The organism is Pseudomonas sp. AL03, from assembly GCF_029960815.1.
Lineage (GTDB): Bacteria > Pseudomonadota > Gammaproteobacteria > Pseudomonadales > Pseudomonadaceae > Aquipseudomonas.
The window spans coordinates 104,877-125,568 of the sequence record NZ_JASBRE010000004.1; the positions used below are offsets into that span (position 1 = coordinate 104,877).

18 protein-coding genes are annotated in these 20,692 nt (G+C 60.2%); 6 read left to right on the forward strand and 12 right to left on the reverse strand.

The window, feature by feature from the left end; all coding sequences use genetic code 11:
• Positions 1-221 precede the first annotated feature (221 nt).
• Positions 222-2,231 (forward strand): DNA helicase Rep, encoded by a 2,010-nt coding sequence (gene rep / locus QK293_RS06010; protein ID WP_282376194.1) that lies wholly within the window; start codon positions 222-224, stop codon positions 2,229-2,231.
• A 58-nt stretch (positions 2,232-2,289) separates the two neighbouring features.
• The gene (locus QK293_RS06015; RefSeq protein WP_020799401.1) at positions 2,290-2,862 is read left to right on the forward strand and encodes a xanthine phosphoribosyltransferase; all 573 of its coding nucleotides are present in this window, start codon (positions 2,290-2,292) and stop codon (positions 2,860-2,862) included.
• Positions 2,863-2,994: 132 nt separating this feature from the next.
• Here the strand turns inward: QK293_RS06015 and QK293_RS06020 are convergent, their stop codons facing one another.
• The 6 genes from QK293_RS06020 to dadA form a co-directional block, all read right to left on the reverse strand.
• A complete protein-coding gene (locus tag QK293_RS06020; protein ID WP_282376195.1) occupies positions 2,995-4,920 on the reverse strand; it encodes an acetyl-CoA hydrolase/transferase C-terminal domain-containing protein in 1,926 nt (641 codons plus the stop codon).
• A 135-nt stretch (positions 4,921-5,055) separates the two neighbouring features.
• Complete coding sequence (locus QK293_RS06025) at positions 5,056-5,481, reverse strand: c-type cytochrome (protein WP_348775346.1); 426 nt, start codon at positions 5,479-5,481, stop codon at positions 5,056-5,058.
• A 169-nt stretch (positions 5,482-5,650) separates the two neighbouring features.
• Positions 5,651-6,199 carry a cupin domain-containing protein gene (locus tag QK293_RS06030; RefSeq protein WP_008150195.1) on the reverse strand — a complete coding sequence of 183 codons (549 nt, stop codon included), beginning with the start codon at positions 6,197-6,199 and terminating at the stop codon, positions 5,651-5,653.
• A gap of 125 nt (positions 6,200-6,324) precedes the next feature.
• Positions 6,325-7,398: an alanine racemase gene (gene alr, locus QK293_RS06035; RefSeq protein ID WP_282376196.1), complete on the reverse strand. Its 1,074-nt coding sequence runs from the start codon at positions 7,396-7,398 to the stop codon at positions 6,325-6,327.
• Positions 7,399-7,509: 111 nt separating this feature from the next.
• Positions 7,510-7,863 carry a RidA family protein gene (locus tag QK293_RS06040; protein WP_008150191.1) on the reverse strand — a complete coding sequence of 118 codons (354 nt, stop codon included), beginning with the start codon at positions 7,861-7,863 and terminating at the stop codon, positions 7,510-7,512.
• Positions 7,835-9,139, reverse strand: coding sequence for a D-amino acid dehydrogenase (dadA, locus tag QK293_RS06045; protein WP_282376197.1), 1,305 nt, complete (start codon positions 9,137-9,139; stop codon positions 7,835-7,837). The genes QK293_RS06040 and dadA overlap by 29 nt, the downstream gene beginning before the upstream one ends.
• A gap of 157 nt (positions 9,140-9,296) precedes the next feature.
• Here dadA and QK293_RS06050 point away from each other — a divergent pair, with 157 nt between their 5' ends.
• Entirely contained in the window at positions 9,297-9,785 is a 489-nt protein-coding gene (locus tag QK293_RS06050) for an Lrp/AsnC ligand binding domain-containing protein (RefSeq protein WP_003206849.1), read from the forward strand.
• 8 nt (positions 9,786-9,793) lie between these two features.
• Here the strand turns inward: QK293_RS06050 and QK293_RS06055 are convergent, their stop codons facing one another.
• A complete protein-coding gene (locus QK293_RS06055) occupies positions 9,794-10,147 on the reverse strand; it encodes a YkgJ family cysteine cluster protein (protein ID WP_282376199.1) in 354 nt (117 codons plus the stop codon).
• A gap of 151 nt (positions 10,148-10,298) precedes the next feature.
• Here QK293_RS06055 and QK293_RS06060 point away from each other — a divergent pair, with 151 nt between their 5' ends.
• Positions 10,299-11,612 carry an FAD-binding oxidoreductase gene (locus QK293_RS06060; RefSeq protein ID WP_282376201.1) on the forward strand — a complete coding sequence of 438 codons (1,314 nt, stop codon included), beginning with the start codon at positions 10,299-10,301 and terminating at the stop codon, positions 11,610-11,612.
• Positions 11,613-11,809: 197 nt separating this feature from the next.
• On the opposite strand, the gene QK293_RS06065 is transcribed toward QK293_RS06060, so the two are convergent.
• A complete protein-coding gene (locus QK293_RS06065) occupies positions 11,810-12,055 on the reverse strand; it encodes a DUF1127 domain-containing protein (protein WP_282376203.1) in 246 nt (81 codons plus the stop codon).
• Between the two features lie 179 nt (positions 12,056-12,234).
• Between QK293_RS06065 and QK293_RS06070 the strand changes: the two genes are divergently transcribed.
• Entirely contained in the window at positions 12,235-13,662 is a 1,428-nt protein-coding gene (locus tag QK293_RS06070) for a PLP-dependent aminotransferase family protein (RefSeq protein WP_282376205.1), read from the forward strand.
• A gap of 7 nt (positions 13,663-13,669) precedes the next feature.
• Here QK293_RS06070 and QK293_RS06075 read toward each other — a convergent pair whose 3' ends face one another.
• The 3 genes from QK293_RS06075 to QK293_RS06085 form a co-directional block, all read right to left on the reverse strand.
• Complete coding sequence (locus QK293_RS06075) at positions 13,670-16,090, reverse strand: fimbria/pilus outer membrane usher protein (RefSeq protein WP_282376206.1); 2,421 nt, start codon at positions 16,088-16,090, stop codon at positions 13,670-13,672.
• The gene (locus QK293_RS06080; RefSeq protein ID WP_282376207.1) at positions 16,090-16,794 is read right to left on the reverse strand and encodes a fimbria/pilus chaperone family protein; all 705 of its coding nucleotides are present in this window, start codon (positions 16,792-16,794) and stop codon (positions 16,090-16,092) included. The genes QK293_RS06075 and QK293_RS06080 overlap by 1 nt, the downstream gene beginning before the upstream one ends.
• A 176-nt stretch (positions 16,795-16,970) precedes the next feature.
• Complete coding sequence (locus QK293_RS06085; RefSeq protein ID WP_282376208.1) at positions 16,971-17,621, reverse strand: DUF1120 domain-containing protein; 651 nt, start codon at positions 17,619-17,621, stop codon at positions 16,971-16,973.
• 282 nt (positions 17,622-17,903) lie between these two features.
• Here QK293_RS06085 and QK293_RS06090 point away from each other — a divergent pair, with 282 nt between their 5' ends.
• Positions 17,904-19,472 (forward strand): phospholipase D family protein, encoded by a 1,569-nt coding sequence (locus QK293_RS06090; protein ID WP_282376209.1) that lies wholly within the window; start codon positions 17,904-17,906, stop codon positions 19,470-19,472.
• Here the strand turns inward: QK293_RS06090 and QK293_RS06095 are convergent.
• Positions 19,469-20,614, reverse strand: coding sequence for an MFS transporter (locus tag QK293_RS06095; protein ID WP_282376210.1), 1,146 nt, complete (start codon positions 20,612-20,614; stop codon positions 19,469-19,471). The genes QK293_RS06090 and QK293_RS06095 overlap by 4 nt on opposite strands.
• Between the last annotated feature and the right edge of the window lie 78 nt (positions 20,615-20,692).

The window sequence follows — 20,692 nt, forward strand, 5'->3', positions numbered from 1 at the left end:
ATGCAGCGCCGGTAACCAATGACCAAATGACATCGGTTATCAACCGTTGCTTTGTATCGTGAATGACGAACATTAGACGCAAACTCATCGCGCATCCTGCGTGAAAGTATCAAAACCGGCAAATATAGATAGCGTGCTGCGTCACAAGTCGGAGAGAGCAGCACAATTCGCTGAGCCTGTTAAAATGCCGGCCCATTTCGCAAACGACTCCCTGATTTCGTATGTCCCGACTCAATCCCCGGCAGCAAGAAGCCGTGAGCTACGTCGGCGGCCCTCTTTTGGTGCTCGCCGGCGCAGGCTCCGGCAAGACCAGCGTGATCACCCGCAAAATTGCGCATCTGATCCAGAACTGCGGCATCCGCGCCCAGTACATCGTCGCCATGACCTTTACCAACAAGGCCGCGCGCGAGATGAAGGAGCGGGTCGGCACCCTGCTCAAGGGCGGCGAGGGTCGCGGCCTGACCGTCTGCACTTTCCACAACCTGGGCCTGAACATCATCCGCAAGGAACATGTACGGCTGGGCTACAAACCGGGTTTCTCGATCTTCGACGAAACCGATGTCAAAGCCCTGATGACCGACATCATGCAGAAAGAATACTCGGGCGACGACGGCGTCGACGAGATCAAGAACATGATCGGCTCGTGGAAGAACGACCTGATCCTGCCGCCCGAAGCCCTGGAAAACGCGCGCAATCCCAAGGAACAGACCGCCGCCATCGTCTACACCCACTATCAGCGCACGCTCAAGGCGTTCAACGCGGTGGACTTCGACGACCTGATCCTGCAGCCGGTGAAGCTGTTCCAGGAACACCCCGACATCCTCGAAAAATGGCAGAACAAAGTCCGCTACCTGCTGGTGGACGAGTATCAGGACACCAACGCCAGCCAATATTTGCTGGTGAAGTTGCTGATCGGCACGCGCAACCAGTTCACCGTGGTCGGTGACGACGACCAGTCGATTTATGCCTGGCGCGGCGCGCGGCCGGAAAACCTGATGTTGCTCAAGGACGATTACCCGTCCCTGAAAGTGGTGATGCTGGAGCAAAACTATCGCTCCACGAGTCGCATCCTGCGGTGCGCCAACGTGCTGATCTCGAACAACCCGCACGAATTCGAGAAGCAGTTGTGGAGCGAGATGGGCCACGGCGACGAGATCCGCGTGATCCGCTGCCGCAACGAAGACGCCGAAGCCGAACGGGTGGCCGTGGAACTGCTGACCCTGCACTTGCGCACGGATCGGCCGTACAGCGATTTCGCGATTCTGTATCGCGGTAACTACCAGGCCAAGCTGATCGAGCTGAAGCTGCAACATCACCAGATTCCGTATCGCCTGTCCGGTGGCAACAGCTTTTTCGGACGTCAGGAAGTAAAAGACCTGATGGCCTACTTCCGCCTGATCGTGAACCCGGACGACGACAACGCCTTCCTGCGGGTGATCAACGTCCCACGCCGGGAGATCGGTTCGACCACACTGGAAAAGCTTGGCAACTACGCCACCGGGCGAAAAATCTCGATGTACGCCGCCACCGACGAAATCGGTCTGGGCGAACATCTGGATGCGCGCTTCACTGATCGCCTGTCGCGCTTCAAGCGTTTCATGGACAAGGTCCGCGAGCAGTGCACCGGCGAAGACCCGATTTCGGCGCTGCGCAGCATGGTCATGGACATCGACTACGAGAACTGGCTGCGCACCAACAGCTCCAGCGACAAGGCCGCCGATTACCGCATGGGTAACGTCTGGTTCCTGATCGAGGCGTTGAAGAATACCCTCGAAAAAGACGAAGAAGGCGAGATGACCGTCGAAGACGCCATCGGCAAACTCGTCCTGCGCGACATGCTGGAACGTCAGCAGGAAGAGGAGGACGGCGCCGAAGGTGTGCAGATGATGACCCTGCACGCCTCCAAGGGTCTGGAATTTCCTTACGTGTTCATCATGGGCATGGAAGAGGAAATCCTCCCGCACCGCTCCAGTATCGAAGCCGACACCATCGAAGAAGAACGCCGGCTGGCCTACGTCGGAATTACCCGAGCGCGTCAGACACTGGCCTTCACCTTTGCTGCCAAGCGTAAGCAATATGGCGAGATCATCGATTGTGCGCCGAGCCGCTTCCTCGATGAATTGCCGCCGGACGACCTGGCCTGGGAAGGCAACGACGACACACCGGTTGAAGTCAAAGCTGTTCGCGGTAATACCGCATTGGCGGATATACGCGCGATGTTAAAGCGCTAGAATCGACTGCTTTTTAACCGAACCTTCGGCGCACAAGGCGCCAGTAGAGGAAAGCTTCATGGAAGCACTGCACAAGAAAATTCGCGAAGAAGGCATCGTGCTTTCCGACCAGGTCCTGAAAGTCGACGCCTTTCTGAACCACCAGATCGACCCGGCCCTGATGAAGCTGATCGGCGACGAATTCGCCACGCTGTTCAAGGATTCGGGCATCACCAAGATCGTCACCATCGAAGCCTCGGGCATTGCCCCGGCGATCATGACCGGTCTGAACCTCGGCGTGCCGGTGATTTTTGCGCGCAAGCATCAGTCCCTGACCCTGACCGAAAACCTGCTGTCGGCGACCGTTTACTCGTTCACCAAGCAGACCGAAAGCACCGTGGCGATCTCTCCCCGCCACCTGACCAGCAGCGATCGCGTGCTGATCATCGATGACTTTTTGGCCAACGGTAAGGCGTCGCAAGCGCTGATCTCGATCATCAAACAGGCCGGCGCGACCGTGGCGGGTTTGGGTATCGTGATTGAGAAATCCTTCCAGGGCGGCCGTGCGGAGCTGGATGCTCAGGGTTATCGTGTTGAATCGTTGGCACGGGTTCAATCCCTTGCCGGCGGCGTTGTAACCTTCATCGAATAACCCTCGCTGATGATCGTTCCCACGCTCCGCGTGGGAATGCCTCAAGGGACGCTCCGCGTTCCAGCTTTCGAATGGGACGCGGAGCGTCCCGGGCTGTATTCCCACGCAGAGCGTGGGAACGATCAGTCACGATCAGGTTTGCGTGGTGGCTTTCAGGCCCGTGAGCAGCAGCCGCTGAAACAAATCCTCTTTCAGCCCTTCCGGGTTGGTCAGCTGCATCCGTTCCAGATGCACGGGAAACTCCGACGCCTGCGGCGCATCCAGTGCAGCCTTGCCCAGTTCCAGAATCTCCGTGAGTTTGAACTTGCTCTTCAGCCAGTTCAGCGCCCGCAACAGGTCCCGCTCTTCAGCGGTGAAATCACAGCCCAACGGATACTCCGGAAACAAATTCGGATGCAGCGCCTGAATCGCCTGCAAACGCTGCGGGCTGTTATTGGCGAACCGTGGATCAATGCGGAAGTTCTTCGGCAATTTACCAACGTTCTGCGCCTGCTCGATCAACCCCGACTGGAAACGTGAATCGCTGATGTTCAGCAACGCCTCGATCACTGCCGCATCGGTCTTGCCCCGCAGATCGGCGATGCCGTACTCGGTGACCACGATGTCCCGCAAATGCCGCGGGATCGTGCAATGGCCGTACTCCCAGACGATGTTCGAACTCACCTCACCGCCCGACTCGCGCCAGCTGCGCAGGAGCAACACCGAACGCGCCCCTTCCAGCGCATGGCCCTGGGCGACGAAGTTGTATTGCCCGCCGACACCGCTGAGCACTCGCCCGTCTTCGAGCTGATCAGCCACGCCTGCACCCAGCAAGGTCATGGTGAACACGGTGTTGATGAAGCGCGCATCGAGGCGTTGCAAGCGTTTGAGTTCTTCCTGACCGTAGAGCTCGTTGATGTAGCTGATGCGGGTCATGTTGAATTCGAGCCGCTTGCTTTGCGGCAGCTCGCGCAGGCGCTCATAGAAACTGCGCGGCCCGAGGAAAAACCCGCCATGCACCGAGATGCCGTCAGTCTGCGCGGCTTCATCCAGCGTGCCGGCATTGGCCTGTTGCTGGGTCGGCACATCGGGATAGACCTTGCGCCGCACAATCCCGGCGTCGGCCAGCACCAGCAAACCGTTGACGAACATTTCGCTGCAACCGTAAAGGCCTTTGGCGAAGGGTTCGACGCCGCCTTCGTGGTCGATGAGTTGCGCCCACTGACTGAGATTCACGTCCGCCAGCAACGCCTTGTAACCGTCATTGTCGGCCTGCCGCGCCAGCAACGCAGCGGTCAGCGCGTCGCCCATGGCGCCGATGCCGATCTGCAAAGTGCCGCCGTCGCGTACTAGCGTGCTGGCGTACAGTCCGATGAAGTGATCCTGGAAACCCACCGGCATGTTCGGCGTGGAGAACAGCGTGGTGCTGTCCTTCTCGTCGATCAGCAGGTCGAGCGTGTCGATACCAATTTCGGCATCGCCGGGCATGTACGGCAAATCGTTGTGCACCTGGCCCACCAACAAGATCGTCTCCCCCGCCGCCCGACGCTTGGCGATCATGGGGAAGAGGTCGAGGGTGATGTCCGGGTTGCAGCTCAGGCTCAGGCGATCGAGATGTTCGCTGTGGCTGGCCACCAATTGCGCCACCAGGTTCAACCCGGCGGCGTTGATGTCTCGAGCGGCGTGGCTGTAATTGCTGCTGACGTAATCCTGCTGGGCCTGTGCGCTGTGGAGCAGGCTGCCGGGCTGCATGAAGAATTGCTGAACATGGATGTTGGACGGCAGGCTGTCGCGATGCAGCTCTGCAAGGAAGTCCAGTTCCGGATAATCGCCGAAAACCCGTTCGATAAAGGGTTCGAGAAAACGCTTTTGCAAACCGTCGCCCAAGGCGGGACGGCCCAGGCACAGGGCGGTGTAGATCGTCAGCTGCCGTTCGGGCAACTGCGCAATGCGTTGGAACAGCGCGTTGACGAAGTGGTTGGGTTTGCCCAGACCGAGGGGCAGGCCCATGTGGATATGCACTGGCAACCGTGCCAAGACGTCATCGACCGCTTGCTCGATAGAACACAGCTGAACCATCTGATCCTCCCTTACATTCCGTGAACTGGGGTTGGACCGAGCTTGCCGGGCCTTTGCTGCAAAGAATAGTCCCAGGCGCAAATCGCGGGCACAAAAAAGCCGCTCGCAAGCGGCTTTTTCGCTGAAGATGGAGGCTTATTTCAAGCCGGACATCTTCTGGATGGCGCCCTTGAGATCTGCATCAGAGCAGTCGGCGCAGGTACCTTTAGGCGGCATCGCGTTGACGCCGGAGATCGCCTTCGCCAGCAAGCCGTCAAGGCCGCCTTGTTTCTTGGCGCGGTCGCCCCAGGCTGTCGCATCACCGACTTTCGGCGCGCCCAACAGGCCGGTGCCGTGGCAAGCGTTACAATGTTTTGCAATCACGGAATCAGGGGTTTTGGCATCACCACCACCCGCCGAAGCAGCGACTTCCATCCCCTTGCACTCTTTACCCTGAACGCAAACCTGGCCGACTGGCTCAAGGCGTTTAGCAATATCGTCGTTGGTCGCAGCTTGTGCGCTGACTGCCCATAGGGCCAATACGGTTGCTGGTACGGCCAGCATTTTCATAATTAGATTCACGCGTTCACCCTCAATGGTGGCTAGTCACGCCCACGGCCACGGTTCGCAGGCGGGCGCAAGTATAACGGTAAGCCCGCCACACTGAAACAACCCCAAAGTCGAAGGGGTCTTATGCGTGGCGAAAAAACAACTCGGGCACCTGCGCAATGCTGGCGGGACGCCTCTTTTTTTAGAAATTTGCTGGAGTAGCTGCGCTGATTAGTCGCGCCGGCGCATCGAACGGATTACGGAAACGGTGCGGTTTAGTACTTTCAAAGTAGTAGCTGTCGCCGGCTTCGAGCACAAAAGTTTCGAGCCCTACCACCAGTTCAAGTCGACCTTCGAGCAAAATCCCGGTTTCCTCGCCCTCATGGGTGAGCATCTCGTCACCGGTGTCGGCGCCTGGCGGGTAGATTTCGTTGAGGAACGCGATGGCCCGGCTCGGATGAGCCCTGCCGACCAGTTTCATGGTCACTGCGCCATCGGAAATATCGATCAGCTCGTTGGCTTTGTAGACGATCTGAGTCGGTTTTTCCTGCAGGATCTCTTCGGAAAAGAACTCGACCATGGACATGGGAATCCCGCCCAGCACCTTCCTCAGCGAACTGATCGAGGGGCTGACGCTGTTCTTCTCGATCATCGAAATGGTGCTGTTGGTGACGCCCGCGCGTTTGGCGAGTTCACGCTGGGAAAGTCCTTTGAGCTTACGGATGGATTGCAGTCGTTCACCGACGTCCAAGCTTGCGCCTCCAAGATTCAGGTTGTTGGAATATTGAGCGTTATCATGGCGACAGCGTTCAGTATTTACAACACTTGGACCTGAATCCTGTTTGGCGAAGCGACTTTCGGTCGGCGCGCTTTGCGTCAAGCCCCGGAATAGAGCATTGACACCCGGCGCAGGTTGCAGAAGATCTGGTAAGGAATCGTGCCCGCGGCCGCAGCCACGTCACTGGCGAGGATATTTTTGCCCCACAACTCGACGGTCGAACCGAGACCGGCTTGCGGCGCATCGGTCAGGTCGATACAGAGCATGTCCATCGACACTCTGCCAATCAACTGGCTGCGCTGTCCGGCAACCATCACTGGCGTACCGGTCGGTGCCTGACGTGGGTAGCCGTCGGCGTAACCCATGGCTACCACGCCCACGCGCATCGGTTTCTGGGTGATGAATTGGGCGCCGTAACCGATCGGCTCGCCGGCCGGCAGTTCACGCACGCAAATCACTTTCGATTCGAGGGTCATCACCGGTTGCAGGCGCGACGCCACGGCATTGGCTTCTTCGAATGGCGTAGCGCCGTAGAGCATGATGCCCGGGCGAACCCAATCACTGGGAATCTGCGGCCAACCGAGCACTGCTGGCGAGTTGCGCAGGCTGACCTCGGCCGACAAGCCCTGACGCGCGGCTTCGAACACGGCGACCTGTTCTGCACTGGCCTGACTGTGCAGCTCATCGGCCCGGGCAAAGTGGCTCATCAGAACAATCTTCGCAACCTTGCCGCTGGCCAGCAGCCGTTGATAGGCCGCCTGATAATCCTTTGGATGCAAGCCAACCCGATGCATGCCCGAATCGAGCTTGAGCCAGACCGTGATCGGCTTGCTCAGTGCAGCGTTCTCGATGGCTTCGAGCTGCCACAGCGAATGCACCACGCACCAGAAGTCATGCTCAACGATCAGCGACAGCTCATCGGCCTCGAAAAAACCTTCCAGCAACAACACCGGCGCACGAATGCCCGCGGCTCGCAGCGCCAGGGCCTCTTCAATACAAGCCACGGCAAATCCGTCCGCGCAGGCTTCCAGTGCCTGGGCGCAACGCACCGCGCCATGGCCATAGGCATCGGCCTTGATCACCGCGAGGGCCTTGGCCCCCGTGACTTCACGGGCGATTTGGTAGTTGTGACGCAGGGCTTGAAGGTCGATCAGGGCACGGGCAGGACGCATGGCGGCAGACTTCTGGTCGGTCATTGAGGAGGAAAAACCGGCGCTGGCTGACAGCGTGAACCGCGAGTAGCACCGGGAGAGGGATCTTTCTGAACACTTATGTCAGTGCAGTTATGGCAGAGCCGCGACAACTGACAGCTCAACCAGGATTTCCGGTTCACACAACTTCGATTCAACCGTGGCACGGGCCGGTGCGACGCCTTTTGGCAGCCACTTGTCCCAGACCGCATTCATGCCTTCGAAGTGCGCATCAATGTCTTTCAAGTAAATCGTCACCGACAGCAGGCGGCTCTTGTCGGTCCCGGCCAGATCCAGCAGACGCTCGATGTTGGCAAGCGTTTCACGGGTCTGTTGTTCAATCCCGGCGTTCATATCGTCGCCGACCTGCCCTGCCAGATACACGGTCCCGCTGTGGACTACGATCTGGCTCATGCGCTCATTGGTGAGCTGGCGCTGGATTGACATGTTTTGCTGACTCCTGAATTTTTTTGCCGTAACGGGAAATATCGAGGCCTTCGGCACTGATTTGCGGCGTTTTCTTCGCCATCAGATCAGCCAGCAAGCGACCGGAACCGCACGCCATGGTCCAACCAAGCGTACCGTGACCCGTGTTCAAAAACAGATTGCTGAACGGCGTAGCACCCACGATCGGCGTGCCGTCCGGGGTGGTCGGACGCAGACCGGTCCAGAAACTTGCCTGGGCCAGATCGCCGCCCTGAGGATAAAGATCGTTGACGATCATCTCCAGGGTTTCGCGCCGACGCGGGTTCAGCGACAGGTCAAAACCGGCTATTTCAGCCATGCCGCCGACGCGAATGCGATTGTCAAAGCGGGTGATCGCGACCTTGTAGGTCTCATCGAGGATAGTCGAAGTCGGGGCCATCGCCGGGTTGGTGATCGGCACGGTCAGGGAGTAACCCTTGAGCGGATACACCGGAGCCCTGATGCCCAACGGCTTTAGCAACTGCGGCGAATAGCTGCCCAGCGCCAACACATAGCGGTCAGCGGTTTCCAGCTTGCCGTCGATCCATACGCCGTTGATGCGATCACCGGCGTAGTCGAGGCGCTGAATGTCCTGGTCGAAGCGGAATTCCACACCGAGTTTCACGGCCATTTCGGCCAGGCGGGTGGTGAACATCTGGCAATCGCCGGTCTGGTCGTTCGGCAGGCGCAGGGCACCGGCGAGGATGTCGGTGACGCTGGCCAGCGCCGGCTCAACGCGAGCAATGCCAGCGCGGTCGAGCAGTTCGAACGGCACACCGGATTCTTTCAGCACGGCGATGTCTTTCCAGGCGCCGTCGAGTTGAGCCTGGGTGCGGAACAGTTGTGTAGTACCGAGGCTGCGGCCTTCGTAGGCAATGCCGGTTTCGGCGCGCAATTCGTCGAGGCAGTCACGGCTGTACTCGGACAGTCGGACCATGCGCTCCTTGTTCACCGCATAACGGTTGGCAGTGCAGTTGCGCAGCATTTGCGCCATCCACAGGTACTGGTCGATGTCGGCGGTGGCCTTGATCGCCAGCGGGGCGTGGCGCTGCAACAGCCACTTGATGGCCTTGAGCGGAACACCCGGCGCGGCCCATGGTGAGGCATAACCCGGCGATACCTGGCCGGCGTTGGCGAAACTGGTCTCCATGGCAGGGGCGGGCTGACGGTCCACGACCACCACTTCGAACCCGGCTCGAGCCAGATAATAAGCACTGGCGGTACCGATGACGCCGCTACCCAAGACCATAACGCGCATTTTCATATCCCTCATCGCGGCTTGCCGCTGACGTTCGTAGTTGTCGAGCATTGATGTGTGCAGTGTAAAAAAGATTAGGCAGTGCTTTTCACTATATAAGTGCCTATATTTGGCGAGAATTCTCGGCAAAATCCCTTTTCACGGAGGCGCATCCCCTATGCGTACCAACACTCAAACGAAACGTGAGCTGGACAAGATCGACCGCAACATCTTGCGGATCCTGCAAGCGGACGGGCGCATCTCCTTCACCGAGCTGGGGGAAAAGGTCGGGCTCTCGACCACGCCGTGTACCGAGCGGGTCCGGCGTCTGGAGCGCGAAGGAATCATCATGGGCTACAACGCCCGGCTCAATCCGCAGCACCTCAAGGGCAGTCTTCTGGTGTTCGTCGAGATCAGCCTCGACTACAAATCCGGTGATACTTTCGAAGAGTTCCGACGCGCGGTCCTGAAGCTTCCCCACGTGCTGGAGTGCCACCTGGTGTCAGGGGATTTCGACTATCTGGTGAAGGCGCGGATTTCCGAGATGGCCTCGTACCGCAAACTGCTGGGCGACATCCTGCTCAAGCTGCCGCATGTGCGCGAATCAAAGAGCTACATCGTGATGGAAGAGGTGAAAGAAAGCCTGAATCTGCCGATTCCGGATTGAGCCCACGATCAAACGAGGACTTGCCGAGTGCTGGCCATGTACTCGTGAATTTGCTTCTCGACCCGCGGATGAATCAGCTCCACCGGCCCGCGTCCATTGGGGCATGGCAAGGTCTTGGTAGTGCCGAACAGCCGACAGATCAGCGGCCGCTCGTCATACACGGTGCAGCCGTTGGGCCCCAAGTGGACGCAATTGAGTTCATCCATCGCGGCGTCCTGCTCGACCCGGGTCTTGCGCGGCAGGCGAGACATTTCTTCCGGTGAGGTGGTCACCGGCCCACAGCAGTCATGGCAGCCGGGCACGCACTCGAACGAGGGAATCTGCTGCCGTAGCGTGCGAATTTTCTGACTGTTGCAGCTCATCGAAGCGGTGACCAAAAGCGGAATAGAGCGCGATTCTGACGGAAAAGCCCCGATCCAGACAGCACCGATCGACCGACCAGTGTTGCCCGTGTCCGAAGGTCCGGCTTATGCTCCGTCAACTTTTCTAAACACAAGAATCAGGAACACGCACATGAATGCCCGTGCTCAGCAACCTGCCCCGAACCACCAGCACATTGCCTCTTATTACGCCGCCAGCAGCCTGCCGCAGCTCGATCATCCGGTGCTCACAGGCGATCTGGTGGCTGACGTGTGCGTCGTCGGTGGCGGGTTCTCCGGGTTGAACACGGCGCTCGAACTGGCCGAACGCGGCCTCAGCGTGATCCTGCTCGAAGCCCACAAAATCGGTTGGGGCGCCAGCGGACGCAACGGCGGGCAATTGATTCGTGGCGTCGGCCATGGCCTCGATCAGTTCGCTAACGTGATCGGTGCGGACGGCGTGCGTCAGATGAAACTCATGGGCCTGGAAGCGGTGGAAATCGTCCGACAGCGGGTCGAGCGTTTTCAGATCGCTTGCGACCTGACTTGGGGCTACTGCGACCTGGCCAACAAGCCCCGTGACCTCGAAGGCTTTGCCGAAGACGCCGAAGCGCTGCGCAGCCTCGGTTACCGTTACGAAACCCGTCTACTGCAAGCCAACGAAATGCACTCCGTAGTGGGGTCCGACCGCTACGTCGGCGGTTTGATCGACATGGGCTCGGGGCATCTGCATCCGCTGAACCTGGCGCTGGGCGAAGCGGCCGCCGCACAGCAGTTGGGGGTGAAGCTGTTCGAACAATCGGCGGTCACCCGCATCGATTATGGCCCCGAGGTCAAGGTCCATACCGCCCAGGGCTCGGTTCGCGCCAAGACGCTGGTGCTGGGCTGCAACGCCTACCTCAATGAACTCAGTCCCGAACTCAGCGGTAAAGTGCTGCCCGCCGGCAGCTACATCATCGCCACCGAACCCTTGAGTGAAGAGCTGGCTTACTCGCTACTGCCGCAGAATATGGCGGTCTGCGATCAACGGGTAGCGCTGGATTACTACCGACTCTCGGCGGACCGACGCTTGCTGTTTGGCGGCGCCTGTCATTATTCAGGTCGCGACCCGAAGGACATCGCCGCGTACATGCAGCCGAAGATGCTGGAAGTTTTCCCGCAACTGGCCGGCGTGAAGATCGATTTTCAATGGGGCGGGATGATCGGCATCGGCGCCAATCGCCTGCCGCAGATCGGGCGGCTAAAGGATCAACCGAATGTCTATTACGCCCAGGCTTATTCCGGTCATGGCGTGAATGCCACACACCTCGCGGGCAAACTGTTGGCTGAGGCTATTAGCGGTCAGCACAGTGGAGGCTTTGATCTGTTTGCCAAGGTGCCGCATATCACCTTCCCGGGTGGTAAGCATTTGCGCTCGCCGTTGCTGGCATTGGGGATGCTTTGGCATCGGCTTAAAGAGTGGGTCTGAACCTGATTCAGCGACATGTCCGCCCTTGTAGCAGCTGACGAGCACCGGGAGGCAGCGTTCGGCGGCGAAGCCGTCGCAAATGCTGCAACCGCGCTCTTTCAGGCAAACCACGGCGCCTGATTTACGACTGCTGCGCAGTCGGACGTCCGAACGCGGCCCGAACCTTCGGCAGTTGCTACAAGGGATCGCATTTCATCTCACAGACGCCAGAACGGCTTCAAGCCCTCCTCCCGCGCCTGCTCCCGACTTAATCCGACATCCCTGAGCTGTTCCGGTGTCAGCCCAAGCAACGCCTTGCGCGTGTGCAGACGATGCCAGAACAGACCCCAGCGACTCAGGCCGGACGGTGCGTTGCGCATGACCGCCTCGCGTGCGCCGTTGTTTTGCGCTGCCGCCAGTTCCTGACTGTGTAACGTGAGCCGCACATCGCTCAATCCGTTCATTTTGATTGCTCCTGTTTACTTGGGTAGCCAGAGCTTTCATGATGCGCGGACGACGAAAAGCATTACAGATTCAAAGCAACTGTATTATTTCCATACAGATTGACTGTTTAAAGCTCTGAATCCTGTATTTCTGCCCCATCTGTACTGGTCAACCGAATCACCTGCACCGAGGCTGCGCCATGACCCTTTACGTCAATCTCGCCGAATTGCTCGGCACGCGTATCGAACAAGGCTTCTATCGCCCCGGCGACCGGCTGCCGTCGGTGCGGGCGCTGAGTGTCGAACACGGGGTCAGCCTGAGCACCGTGCAGCAGGCTTATCGGGTGTTGGAAGACAGCGGGCTGGCGACCCCGAAACCGAAATCCGGGTACTTCGTGCCAGTCAGCCGTGAGCTGCCAGAACTGCCCGCCGTTGGCCGTCCGGCTCAACGCCCGGTGGACATTTCCCAGTGGGATCAGGTGCTGGAATTGATCCACGCAGTGCCACGCAAAGACGTGGTGCAGCTGGGCCGCGGCATGCCGGACATCACCTCGCCAACCATGAAGCCGCTGCTGCGCGGGCTGGCGCAGATCAGTCGGCGCCAGGACATGCCCGGCCTGTATTACGACAACATCCATGGCAACCTCGAACTGCGCGAACAGATCGCCCGCCTGATGCTCGATTCCGGTTGCCAGTTGAGCGCCGCAGTCTTGGTGGTGACCACCGGTTGCCACGAAGCGCTCTCCACCAGCATCCGGTCCATCTGCGAACCCGGCGACATTGTCGCGGTGGATTCGCCGAGCTTTCACGGCGCCATGCAGACCCTCAAGGGCCTGGGCATGAAAGCCCTGGAAATCCCCACCGACCCGATCACCGGCATCAGCCTCGATGCGCTGGAACTGGCCTTGGAGCAATGGCCGATCAAGGCCATACAGTTAACGCCCAACTGCAACAACCCTTTGGGCTACATCATGCCGGAGTCGCGCAAACGCGCGTTGTTGACACTCGCACAGCGCTTCGACGTGGCGATCATAGAGGACGATGTGTATGGCGAACTGGCCTACACCTACCCGCGCCCACGCACGATAAAATCCTTCGATGAAGACGGTCGCGTCCTGCTGTGCAGTTCCTTTTCCAAGACCCTGGCGCCAGGGCTGCGTATCGGTTGGGTGGCGCCGGGACGGTATCTGGAACGGGTGCTGCACATGAAATACATCAGCACCGGCTCTACGGCGCCGCAACCGCAGATCGCGATTGCCGAATTTCTCAAGGCAGGGCACTTCGAACCGCATTTGCGGCGGATGCGCACCCAATACCAGCGCAATCGCGACGTAATGATCGATTGGGTCAGCCGTTATTTTCCTGCCGGCACCCGCGCCAGTCGCCCCCAGGGCAGCTTCATGCTTTGGGTTGAGCTGCCGGAGGGCTTCGACACCCTGAAACTGAATCGTGCGTTGCACGATCAAGGCGTACAGATTGCCGTCGGCAGCATCTTTTCCGCCTCGGGCAAATACCGCAATTGCCTGCGCATGAACTACGCGGCCAAACCGACGCCACAGATCGAAGATGCGGTGCGCAAGGTTGGCGCTGCGGCGATCAAACTGTTGGCCGAGACTCCCACGGACTGAGGAAGTCCTACCCCGCCCGGCAAACTACCTCGACGGTTGCGTAAGGCAAAGACGATTCGGGAAGCCCGGCCGTGTCGAGTTCAAGATGACAGGGCCGATTATCAGGCAGCATCACTTGCAGTCGAACTTCGTCAGGCGCATCGGCCAGGTACACCAGGCCGGCGTCCACCACGCTGGTCAGGTACTCGCCCTGATTGCCATGAACCGACGCGCCTTTGGGCACCCAGTCGCCCTCGGCCGTACGCACATGCAGCATCAAACGGCGCACCGAGCTCACGCTGAAGTCCAGTCGCGGTACTGCGCCACGTCCGGCTTCGACTTCTTGATAGCCGTTGAGCACGTCCAGGTGACGCGGCAGGCTGACGGTGTCGATTTCGATACGACTGGTCTGGTAGGCCGGCAGGCTCGCAGCCACCGCCCGCCCGCCGCCATCGGTCCAGACCGGGCCTTGGGGCGTGCTGACCTTGACCCCGGCAGCATCGCCAACTTTGAGCAGGCCGAAGGTGTCACGCAACGGATAGGGTGACGGCGTCAGCCCTTCTTCATGGATCGCCAGGCCGCCGCGTAGCGTGAGGTCGTAACTGCTGGCGCCAACGCCACTGCGCGAATAGCCGAGGTCAACGCTGGTGTAACGGGGCAGGGCATTCAGGCGCCCGTTGACGTCCGTCTGACCACTGTCAGAACGGTCTGCACCGAGGCTGTAGCCCAGGGTATCGCTGATCTGTTCTGTGTAACGGGCGCCAGTGCGCAGTCCGTTTCGCTCATCATGGCGCCCGTAGGTATTGAGGCTACGGTTGCGCCCAAGGGGCAGACTGAGGCTGGCATAGAGACCCGTGCCACGGGCGTCGTCACCGCTGTCGCGCTGCACACTCAACGATAGGTTTGCACCACTGAACGCCCGTGACCACGAGGTGCTGACGCGCGAACGGTCCTGCCCGCCTCCCACGGCATACCGCGTCAACGATCCGGAAAACGCGCCCCATAGTGGGTTGGAATGGCTCAACGACGCACCCCACTGGCGCTCAGAGCGACTATCGAAGTCATCGGCAACAGACGCCAGTCCGGTGTCGGCCAGGTGTTGAAACCCTTGACTGCGCTGACTCGCCGTCAGGCTGGCGGACAACCCGGGACCCAATGCCGCGCTGAACGTGGCTTGCAGTTCGCGACCCTGGCCGCTTTGTGGCGTTCGCGAACTCAGCTGCTGGAAACTCACCACCGACCTTCGAGTCAGCGCTTGCTGCACGCCCCAACCCAAGGATTGATATTGACCAGCGCCCATCAACCCGCCACTTAACTGAGTCGCAGACCCCCACTGCCAGTCCTTGCTCACGGCAAAGAATGACGGCGCATCGCGCTCATCCCCGTGAAACCGTCGGACCTTGCCTGCCGCTATGCCATAGCCCGGCAACATCCCGACGCTGACGGGGCGTACGTTAGCCGCCGGTACGCGGAAGTCACGCTGTTCGCCGCTCTCTTCGAAGACGCTGACCTCAAGGTCCAGTCGATGGCTGAGCAACGGCAAGTCGCGCAGGGTGAACGGCCCGCTGGGAACGAGGGTGGTGTAGATCACCACGCCACTCTGGCGCACCTCGACCCGCGCCGGCGAATAGGCCAGCCCTTGCACCGCCGTCCCGGCCCCCAGGCCATCGCCATTTTGGGACGCGAGGGCCGTTTCCGGGAGGATCTGGAGGCCGGTGAACGCTTCCCCGGCAAACAGAGACGAACGCATGTTGAGCTGGCCCAGTTGCACGTTGGCCTGAAAACGCTCCCAAGTACGCGAGGCCTGGGTGTAAAGCGTTTCAAAACGCTCTACGCCCTGAAACGAGGTGTAGTTTTGCCGACTGCGCACCACCCAATCGCTGGCGTTGAAGCCCAACTCGGTGCCAAGACTGCGAAACTGGCTGGATTGCCCGGAGGCAGAACTGGTGAGCATCAGCGCGTCGTAGTTGAGCAACCCGGCCATACCGCCCGAGGCCCAGGTTCGCGGGCGCGGCGCTGATGCGAGCAGCAGGTCGGTTGGCACCAACAGCTGCACTTGTTGCTTGCCCGGGCCGAGCTGTACCTGCACACCCGTCAGACCATCGATGCTCCGTAAACACTGCGCACTGTCAGCGCTCGAGGGCAATCCCGATGGCGCGGCAATCCCGGCCTGATCAAGCAGATTCGAATCGAGGCACAACTGCCCGTCCGCATCGAAGGTCGCCACGACGTGTCCCGAAGGGGCGCCATTGACCTGCAGTGCCACTCGATTGCGCCCTGCCGAAAAGCGTGGCGCGCGACCAAAGTGCTCGGCGACTTTCGGATCGATGCCACGCGCCTTGAGCACTGACGGGTCGAACTCGGTGAGTGCCTCACCCCAGGCGTTGTCCATCGCCAACATGACCAGGGCAACGCCACCGGCCAGACGCCAACCGCTGCCATGACTCACTACTGCAAACTCAGCGGCGCATCGTAGTTGCCGACGGCAAACCCATAGGTTGTCGCGGGAAATAGCCGTACATGGGTGGCCAGGATCGACGGCGCACTGAGGCTCAGCACCTCTCCTGGCAGGATATAGGTGCGCCCCAGGTCCAGCGTCGCGCCACCGGGAATCAGGTTCACTGACCTGGCCAGCCGTACCACATAGGGACTGGGATTGCTGACCCGCACTTGATTGCCGGCGCCCGTCCAGACCAACCGTTTCCAGGGCATGCGCTCTACCGGGAGATTGGCCGGACGCAGGATGACCGGGATGTTCTGCCGGATCCCCAGGCTGACGTGTGCATCACTCGCATTCTGCCGAGGCTGGATGCCTTCCAGCACCACACGCTTGAGCCGTTCGGTTTCCAGGGGTCTGGCGCTACGCAGGATAAACCGCACTTGCTGGCTCTGACCCGGTTCGACGCGTGCCACTGGCGGGTTCAGCAACAACAGAGGCTCATTGTCCTCGGCGATATGCTCAATGGAGCTGTACAGCAACGCCGGTTGGTCGTCGGAGTTCCTGACGTTCAGGGTTGCCTCGCCCAACGCCTGGTCGACCATCACCACTGGCGTCTCGGGGATCATTCCGGCGGCATGCGTACTCGGATTCGTGAACGACAGGCACACAGCTGCGACGGCGCCGAGCACCTTGTAGGATTTAAAGGGGTACATGAAAGTCTCCAGAAGGCATCGACCGACGCTGTTAAACACAGCGCCAGCCGATAACCGTTGATGCAATGACGTCTGTCGATGACGGTCTTTCAGGTAAGCCGTCACCCAGGTTAGCGCCAGGCAAACCCCGTCAATCAGGCAGGTTCAGAGCACAGTGACGCAGTGGCTGCGTCGGTTCAGAGGTAATACATGTCAAAGGTGACCGAACCGTCGAGCAGGAACTCGTCGGTGGTCGGCGGCAGCTCGGAGGTGGCGCGAATGGCCGCTGCCACTCTCATCGGGAATGTGTGCAGACGGGCTGCGGCCGGACCTGCCGCCGCACTCGGCCCCCAGGAGTAGGAGGTCGGCGCATTGGACATCAATCCACTGACCGGAACACGCCACACCGGGTTGGCCGGCGAACGCACCAGGAACATCTGTAGGTTGCCATCGGTCGATGGCTGACCGGTCTCCAGACTGAAACCACCGATACCGACGCCCTGAGTACTGCCCAAGCCGTAGTAAAGAGCGTCGCTGGTCCGGCCATTGAACGTCAGACCCGGCACCTTGGTGGCACCACGGTTATCGGTGACGGCGATTTCCACCGCAGCCGGCGCATCGCAAGCGATCTTCAGGGTGATATCCCGTGGCGGCAGATTGTTTTGCGCGTTAGGGCTCAAGGTGGCGGAAGAGATTCGACCCAGATCGACATTGCTACCGCCGGCAAAGGCCGGAATGCACGATGTCGGGATGACCGTGCCCGAGACCGTCAGATCAACGCTGGCTGCCTGCACCGCCAAAGGCGCCAGTGCAGCGGCCAAAACGCTGACCCAATAAAACTTTTTCATAATCACTTACCTGTGAGATAGCTGGAGACATGGACGCACGGGCAGCGCACGGAAAAAGCCGCTGCCTGCTACCGCATCCGATGCCCAGTCATCATTCCGGGTTTTGTAGGACGTTTATGTAGGAAGCAATGGCAAATCAACGCGGTTTTATCTACAGACTTTGTAGTTTCTGAAAGCTCACGGAGAACTGTCCGACAACCAGCGACTTCACGTCCTGCAAAAGCGATGAATCACAATGACGTGCCATACTTCGGCCTTTGCAATCACCTGAGACGATCCGATTTGAGAGTCAGTCCGGCCCTGCGCTTCGCTCTTTTGCTCGCCTTGCTGCTCAATGGCTGTGCGAGCCTCGACGTCTCCCGTGAGCCCAGCCAGGCATTACCGGCGGCCAGTTCGGCATTCGGTCGCTCAATCCAGGCTCAGGCCGCGCCCCATGAGGGGCAATCCGGCTTTCGCCTGCTGCCCAATAGCACCGAGGCCTTCACCGCCCGCGCCGAGCTGATCCGCAACGCCCAAAGCAGCCTGGATTTGCAGTACTACATCGTTCACGACGGCATCAGCACACGGATGCTGGTGGACGAACTGCTAAAGGCGGCCGATCGCGGGGTGCGTGTGCGCATTCTGCTCGACGACACCACCAGCGATGGCCTGGACCGGATTATTGCCACTCTGGCGGCGCATCCGCAGATCCAGATCCGTGTGTTCAACCCTTTGCACCTGGGCCGCAGCACCGGCGTGACACGAACGGTGGGACGGTTGCTCAACCTCTCACAGCAACACCGACGCATGCACAACAAGCTCTGGCTGGCCGACAACAGCGTGGCCATCGTCGGCGGCCGCAATCTGGGGGACGAGTATTTCGATGCCGAACCCAACCTGAATTTCACTGACATCGACATGCTCAGCGTCGGCCCGGTCGCCGAACAGCTGGGGCACAGCTTCGACCAATACTGGAACAGTGCGCTGAGCAAGCCGATCGACGAGTTCCTCTCAAGCAAACCGACGGCCAAGGACCTGGAAAACACCCGGACCCGACTGGAGGAATCGCTTGAGGAAACGCGCAAACAGAATCACGCGCTCTACCAGCAGTTGATGACCTTTACCACCCATCCGCGCCTGGACATCTGGCGTCGGGAGTTGATCTGGGCCTGGAACCAGGCGCTGTGGGACGCACCGAGCAAGGTGCTGGCCGACGGCGAGCCCGACCCGCAGTTGCTGCTGACCACGCAGCTGGCGCCCGAGCTCAATGGCGTCAGCAAAGAACTGATCATGGTTTCGGCCTACTTTGTACCCGGTCAGCCGGGGCTGGCGTACCTGACCGGGCGCGCCGACGCCGGGGTGTCGGTGAAATTGCTGACCAACTCACTGGAAGCCACTGACGTGCCGGCGGTGCATGGCGGTTACGCGCCGTATCGCGAGGCTCTGCTGAAGCATGGCGTGCAGCTGTTCGAATTGCGTCGCCAGCCCGGCGAAAGCGGCGGCAACGGACCCTATTTGCTCTACAGCAAGTCCTACCGCGGCTCCGACTCCAGCCTGCACAGCAAGGCGATGATCTTCGACCAGCAGAAGTCTTTCATCGGCTCGTTCAACTTCGACCCGCGCTCGGTGCTGTGGAATACCGAAGTCGGGGTGCTGGTAGACAGCCCGGAACTCGCCGCGCGCGTCCGCGAATTGGCGATGCAGGGCATGGCGCCACCCCTGAGTTATCAGCCCAAGATTGAGAATGGCCAGATTGTCTGGGTCACTGAAGATGACGGCAAACTGCACACTCTGACCAAGGAACCCGGAAGCTGGTGGCGGCGCTTCAATGCGTGGATGAGCACCACCGTCGGCCTGGAACGGATGCTCTAGGCCGGTTCGGTCACCGCGCCAAACGCGCCTTGGCGCGACAGCAGAATTACCAACCCCAGCGCGCCTGCCGCCATCAACAGAGGCAACGCATGCCCGCTGATCCACTGACTGCCAGCACCGGCCGCCAACGGTCCGATCAGGCAACCGATACCCCACAGCTGCGCGATATGCGCATTGGCGCGCACCAGTGCATCGTCGCGATAGCGCTCGCCGATCAGGATCAGTGACAAGGTGAACAAGCCGCCGGCACTGGCACCGAACAACACCCACAACGGCCAGATCAGCAACGTGTCGATCAACGACGGGATGGCCAGGCTCGATATCAGCAGGACCACCGCACACCCGGTGAACAACGTGCGTCGTGACAAGCGATCAGCCAGCGCGCCAATCGGCAATTGCAGCAAGGCGTCACCGACCACCACCGTGCTGACCATCGCCAGCGCAATTTCCGTCGTGAAGCCCTGACGCAGGCAATAGACCGGCAACAAGGTCAGGATCATCGCTTCGAACGCCGCGAACAGCGACACCGCCCAGGCAATCGCCGGCAGGCCACGGCAGAAGGTCAGTAAGTCACCGAAGGTCACGCTGCTGGCTTCGCTGGAGGGCGCGCCGCTGCGGCCCAGCAGCAGGAAAGGTGCCGCCGTCAGCAAACCGACGCCGACCCAGAATCCGTAATCGTGTTCGGTGCCCACCACGCCCAGCAGCAACGGTCCGGCCAGCTGACTCAGTGCATAACTGCTGCCATACAGCGCCACCAATCGCCCGCGCCATTGCTCGACCACCAGTTGGTTGATCCAGCTTTCACCGAGGATGAAGACCAGCGTCAGGATCACCCCGATCATCAGCCGCAATACCAGCCAAATCGGATAGCTCGGCAACAGCGCCAGCAAACCGATGGACAACGCCCCGGCCCACAAGCACAGGCGCATCAGGTTGGCCGTGCCCAGACGCGCGGCCAGATGGCTGGAGATCTTGGCCCCCAGCAATACGCCCATGGCGGGCATCGCCGCCATCACGCCGATGGCGAAGGAGTCGTAACCCCAGCTTTCCAGGCGAAACGACACCAGCGGCATGCTGACGCCCAGGGCCAGGCCGACACTCAAGACAGACGCCAACACGGCGAAATAAGTCGCCCAACGCATGTTCCACGCTCCTGTGGATTGTTATTTTTTAACCGCCGCACAAAGCAATGTGGGAGCGAGCTTGCTCGCGATGACGGA

Excerpts from the sequence above, each read along its gene's own strand:
- rep (WP_282376194.1), top strand. The coding sequence starts at position 222 with ATGTCCCGACTCAATCCCCGGCAGCAAGAAGCCGTGAGCTACGTCGGC.
- QK293_RS06015 (WP_020799401.1), top strand. The coding sequence starts at position 2,290 with ATGGAAGCACTGCACAAGAAAATTCGCGAAGAAGGCATCGTGCTTTCC.
- QK293_RS06020 (WP_282376195.1), bottom strand. The coding sequence starts at position 4,920 with ATGGTTCAGCTGTGTTCTATCGAGCAAGCGGTCGATGACGTCTTGGCA.
- alr (WP_282376196.1), bottom strand. The coding sequence starts at position 7,398 with ATGCGTCCTGCCCGTGCCCTGATCGACCTTCAAGCCCTGCGTCACAAC.
- QK293_RS06040 (WP_008150191.1), bottom strand. The coding sequence starts at position 7,863 with ATGTCAATCCAGCGCCAGCTCACCAATGAGCGCATGAGCCAGATCGTA.
- dadA (WP_282376197.1), bottom strand. The coding sequence starts at position 9,139 with ATGCGCGTTATGGTCTTGGGTAGCGGCGTCATCGGTACCGCCAGTGCT.
- QK293_RS06050 (WP_003206849.1), top strand. The coding sequence starts at position 9,297 with ATGCGTACCAACACTCAAACGAAACGTGAGCTGGACAAGATCGACCGC.
- QK293_RS06055 (WP_282376199.1), bottom strand. The coding sequence starts at position 10,147 with ATGAGCTGCAACAGTCAGAAAATTCGCACGCTACGGCAGCAGATTCCC.
- QK293_RS06060 (WP_282376201.1), top strand. The coding sequence starts at position 10,299 with ATGAATGCCCGTGCTCAGCAACCTGCCCCGAACCACCAGCACATTGCC.
- QK293_RS06065 (WP_282376203.1), bottom strand. The coding sequence starts at position 12,055 with ATGAACGGATTGAGCGATGTGCGGCTCACGTTACACAGTCAGGAACTG.
- QK293_RS06070 (WP_282376205.1), top strand. The coding sequence starts at position 12,235 with ATGACCCTTTACGTCAATCTCGCCGAATTGCTCGGCACGCGTATCGAA.
- QK293_RS06080 (WP_282376207.1), bottom strand. The coding sequence starts at position 16,794 with ATGTACCCCTTTAAATCCTACAAGGTGCTCGGCGCCGTCGCAGCTGTG.
- QK293_RS06085 (WP_282376208.1), bottom strand. The coding sequence starts at position 17,621 with ATGAAAAAGTTTTATTGGGTCAGCGTTTTGGCCGCTGCACTGGCGCCT.
- QK293_RS06095 (WP_282376210.1), bottom strand. The coding sequence starts at position 20,614 with ATGCGTTGGGCGACTTATTTCGCCGTGTTGGCGTCTGTCTTGAGTGTC.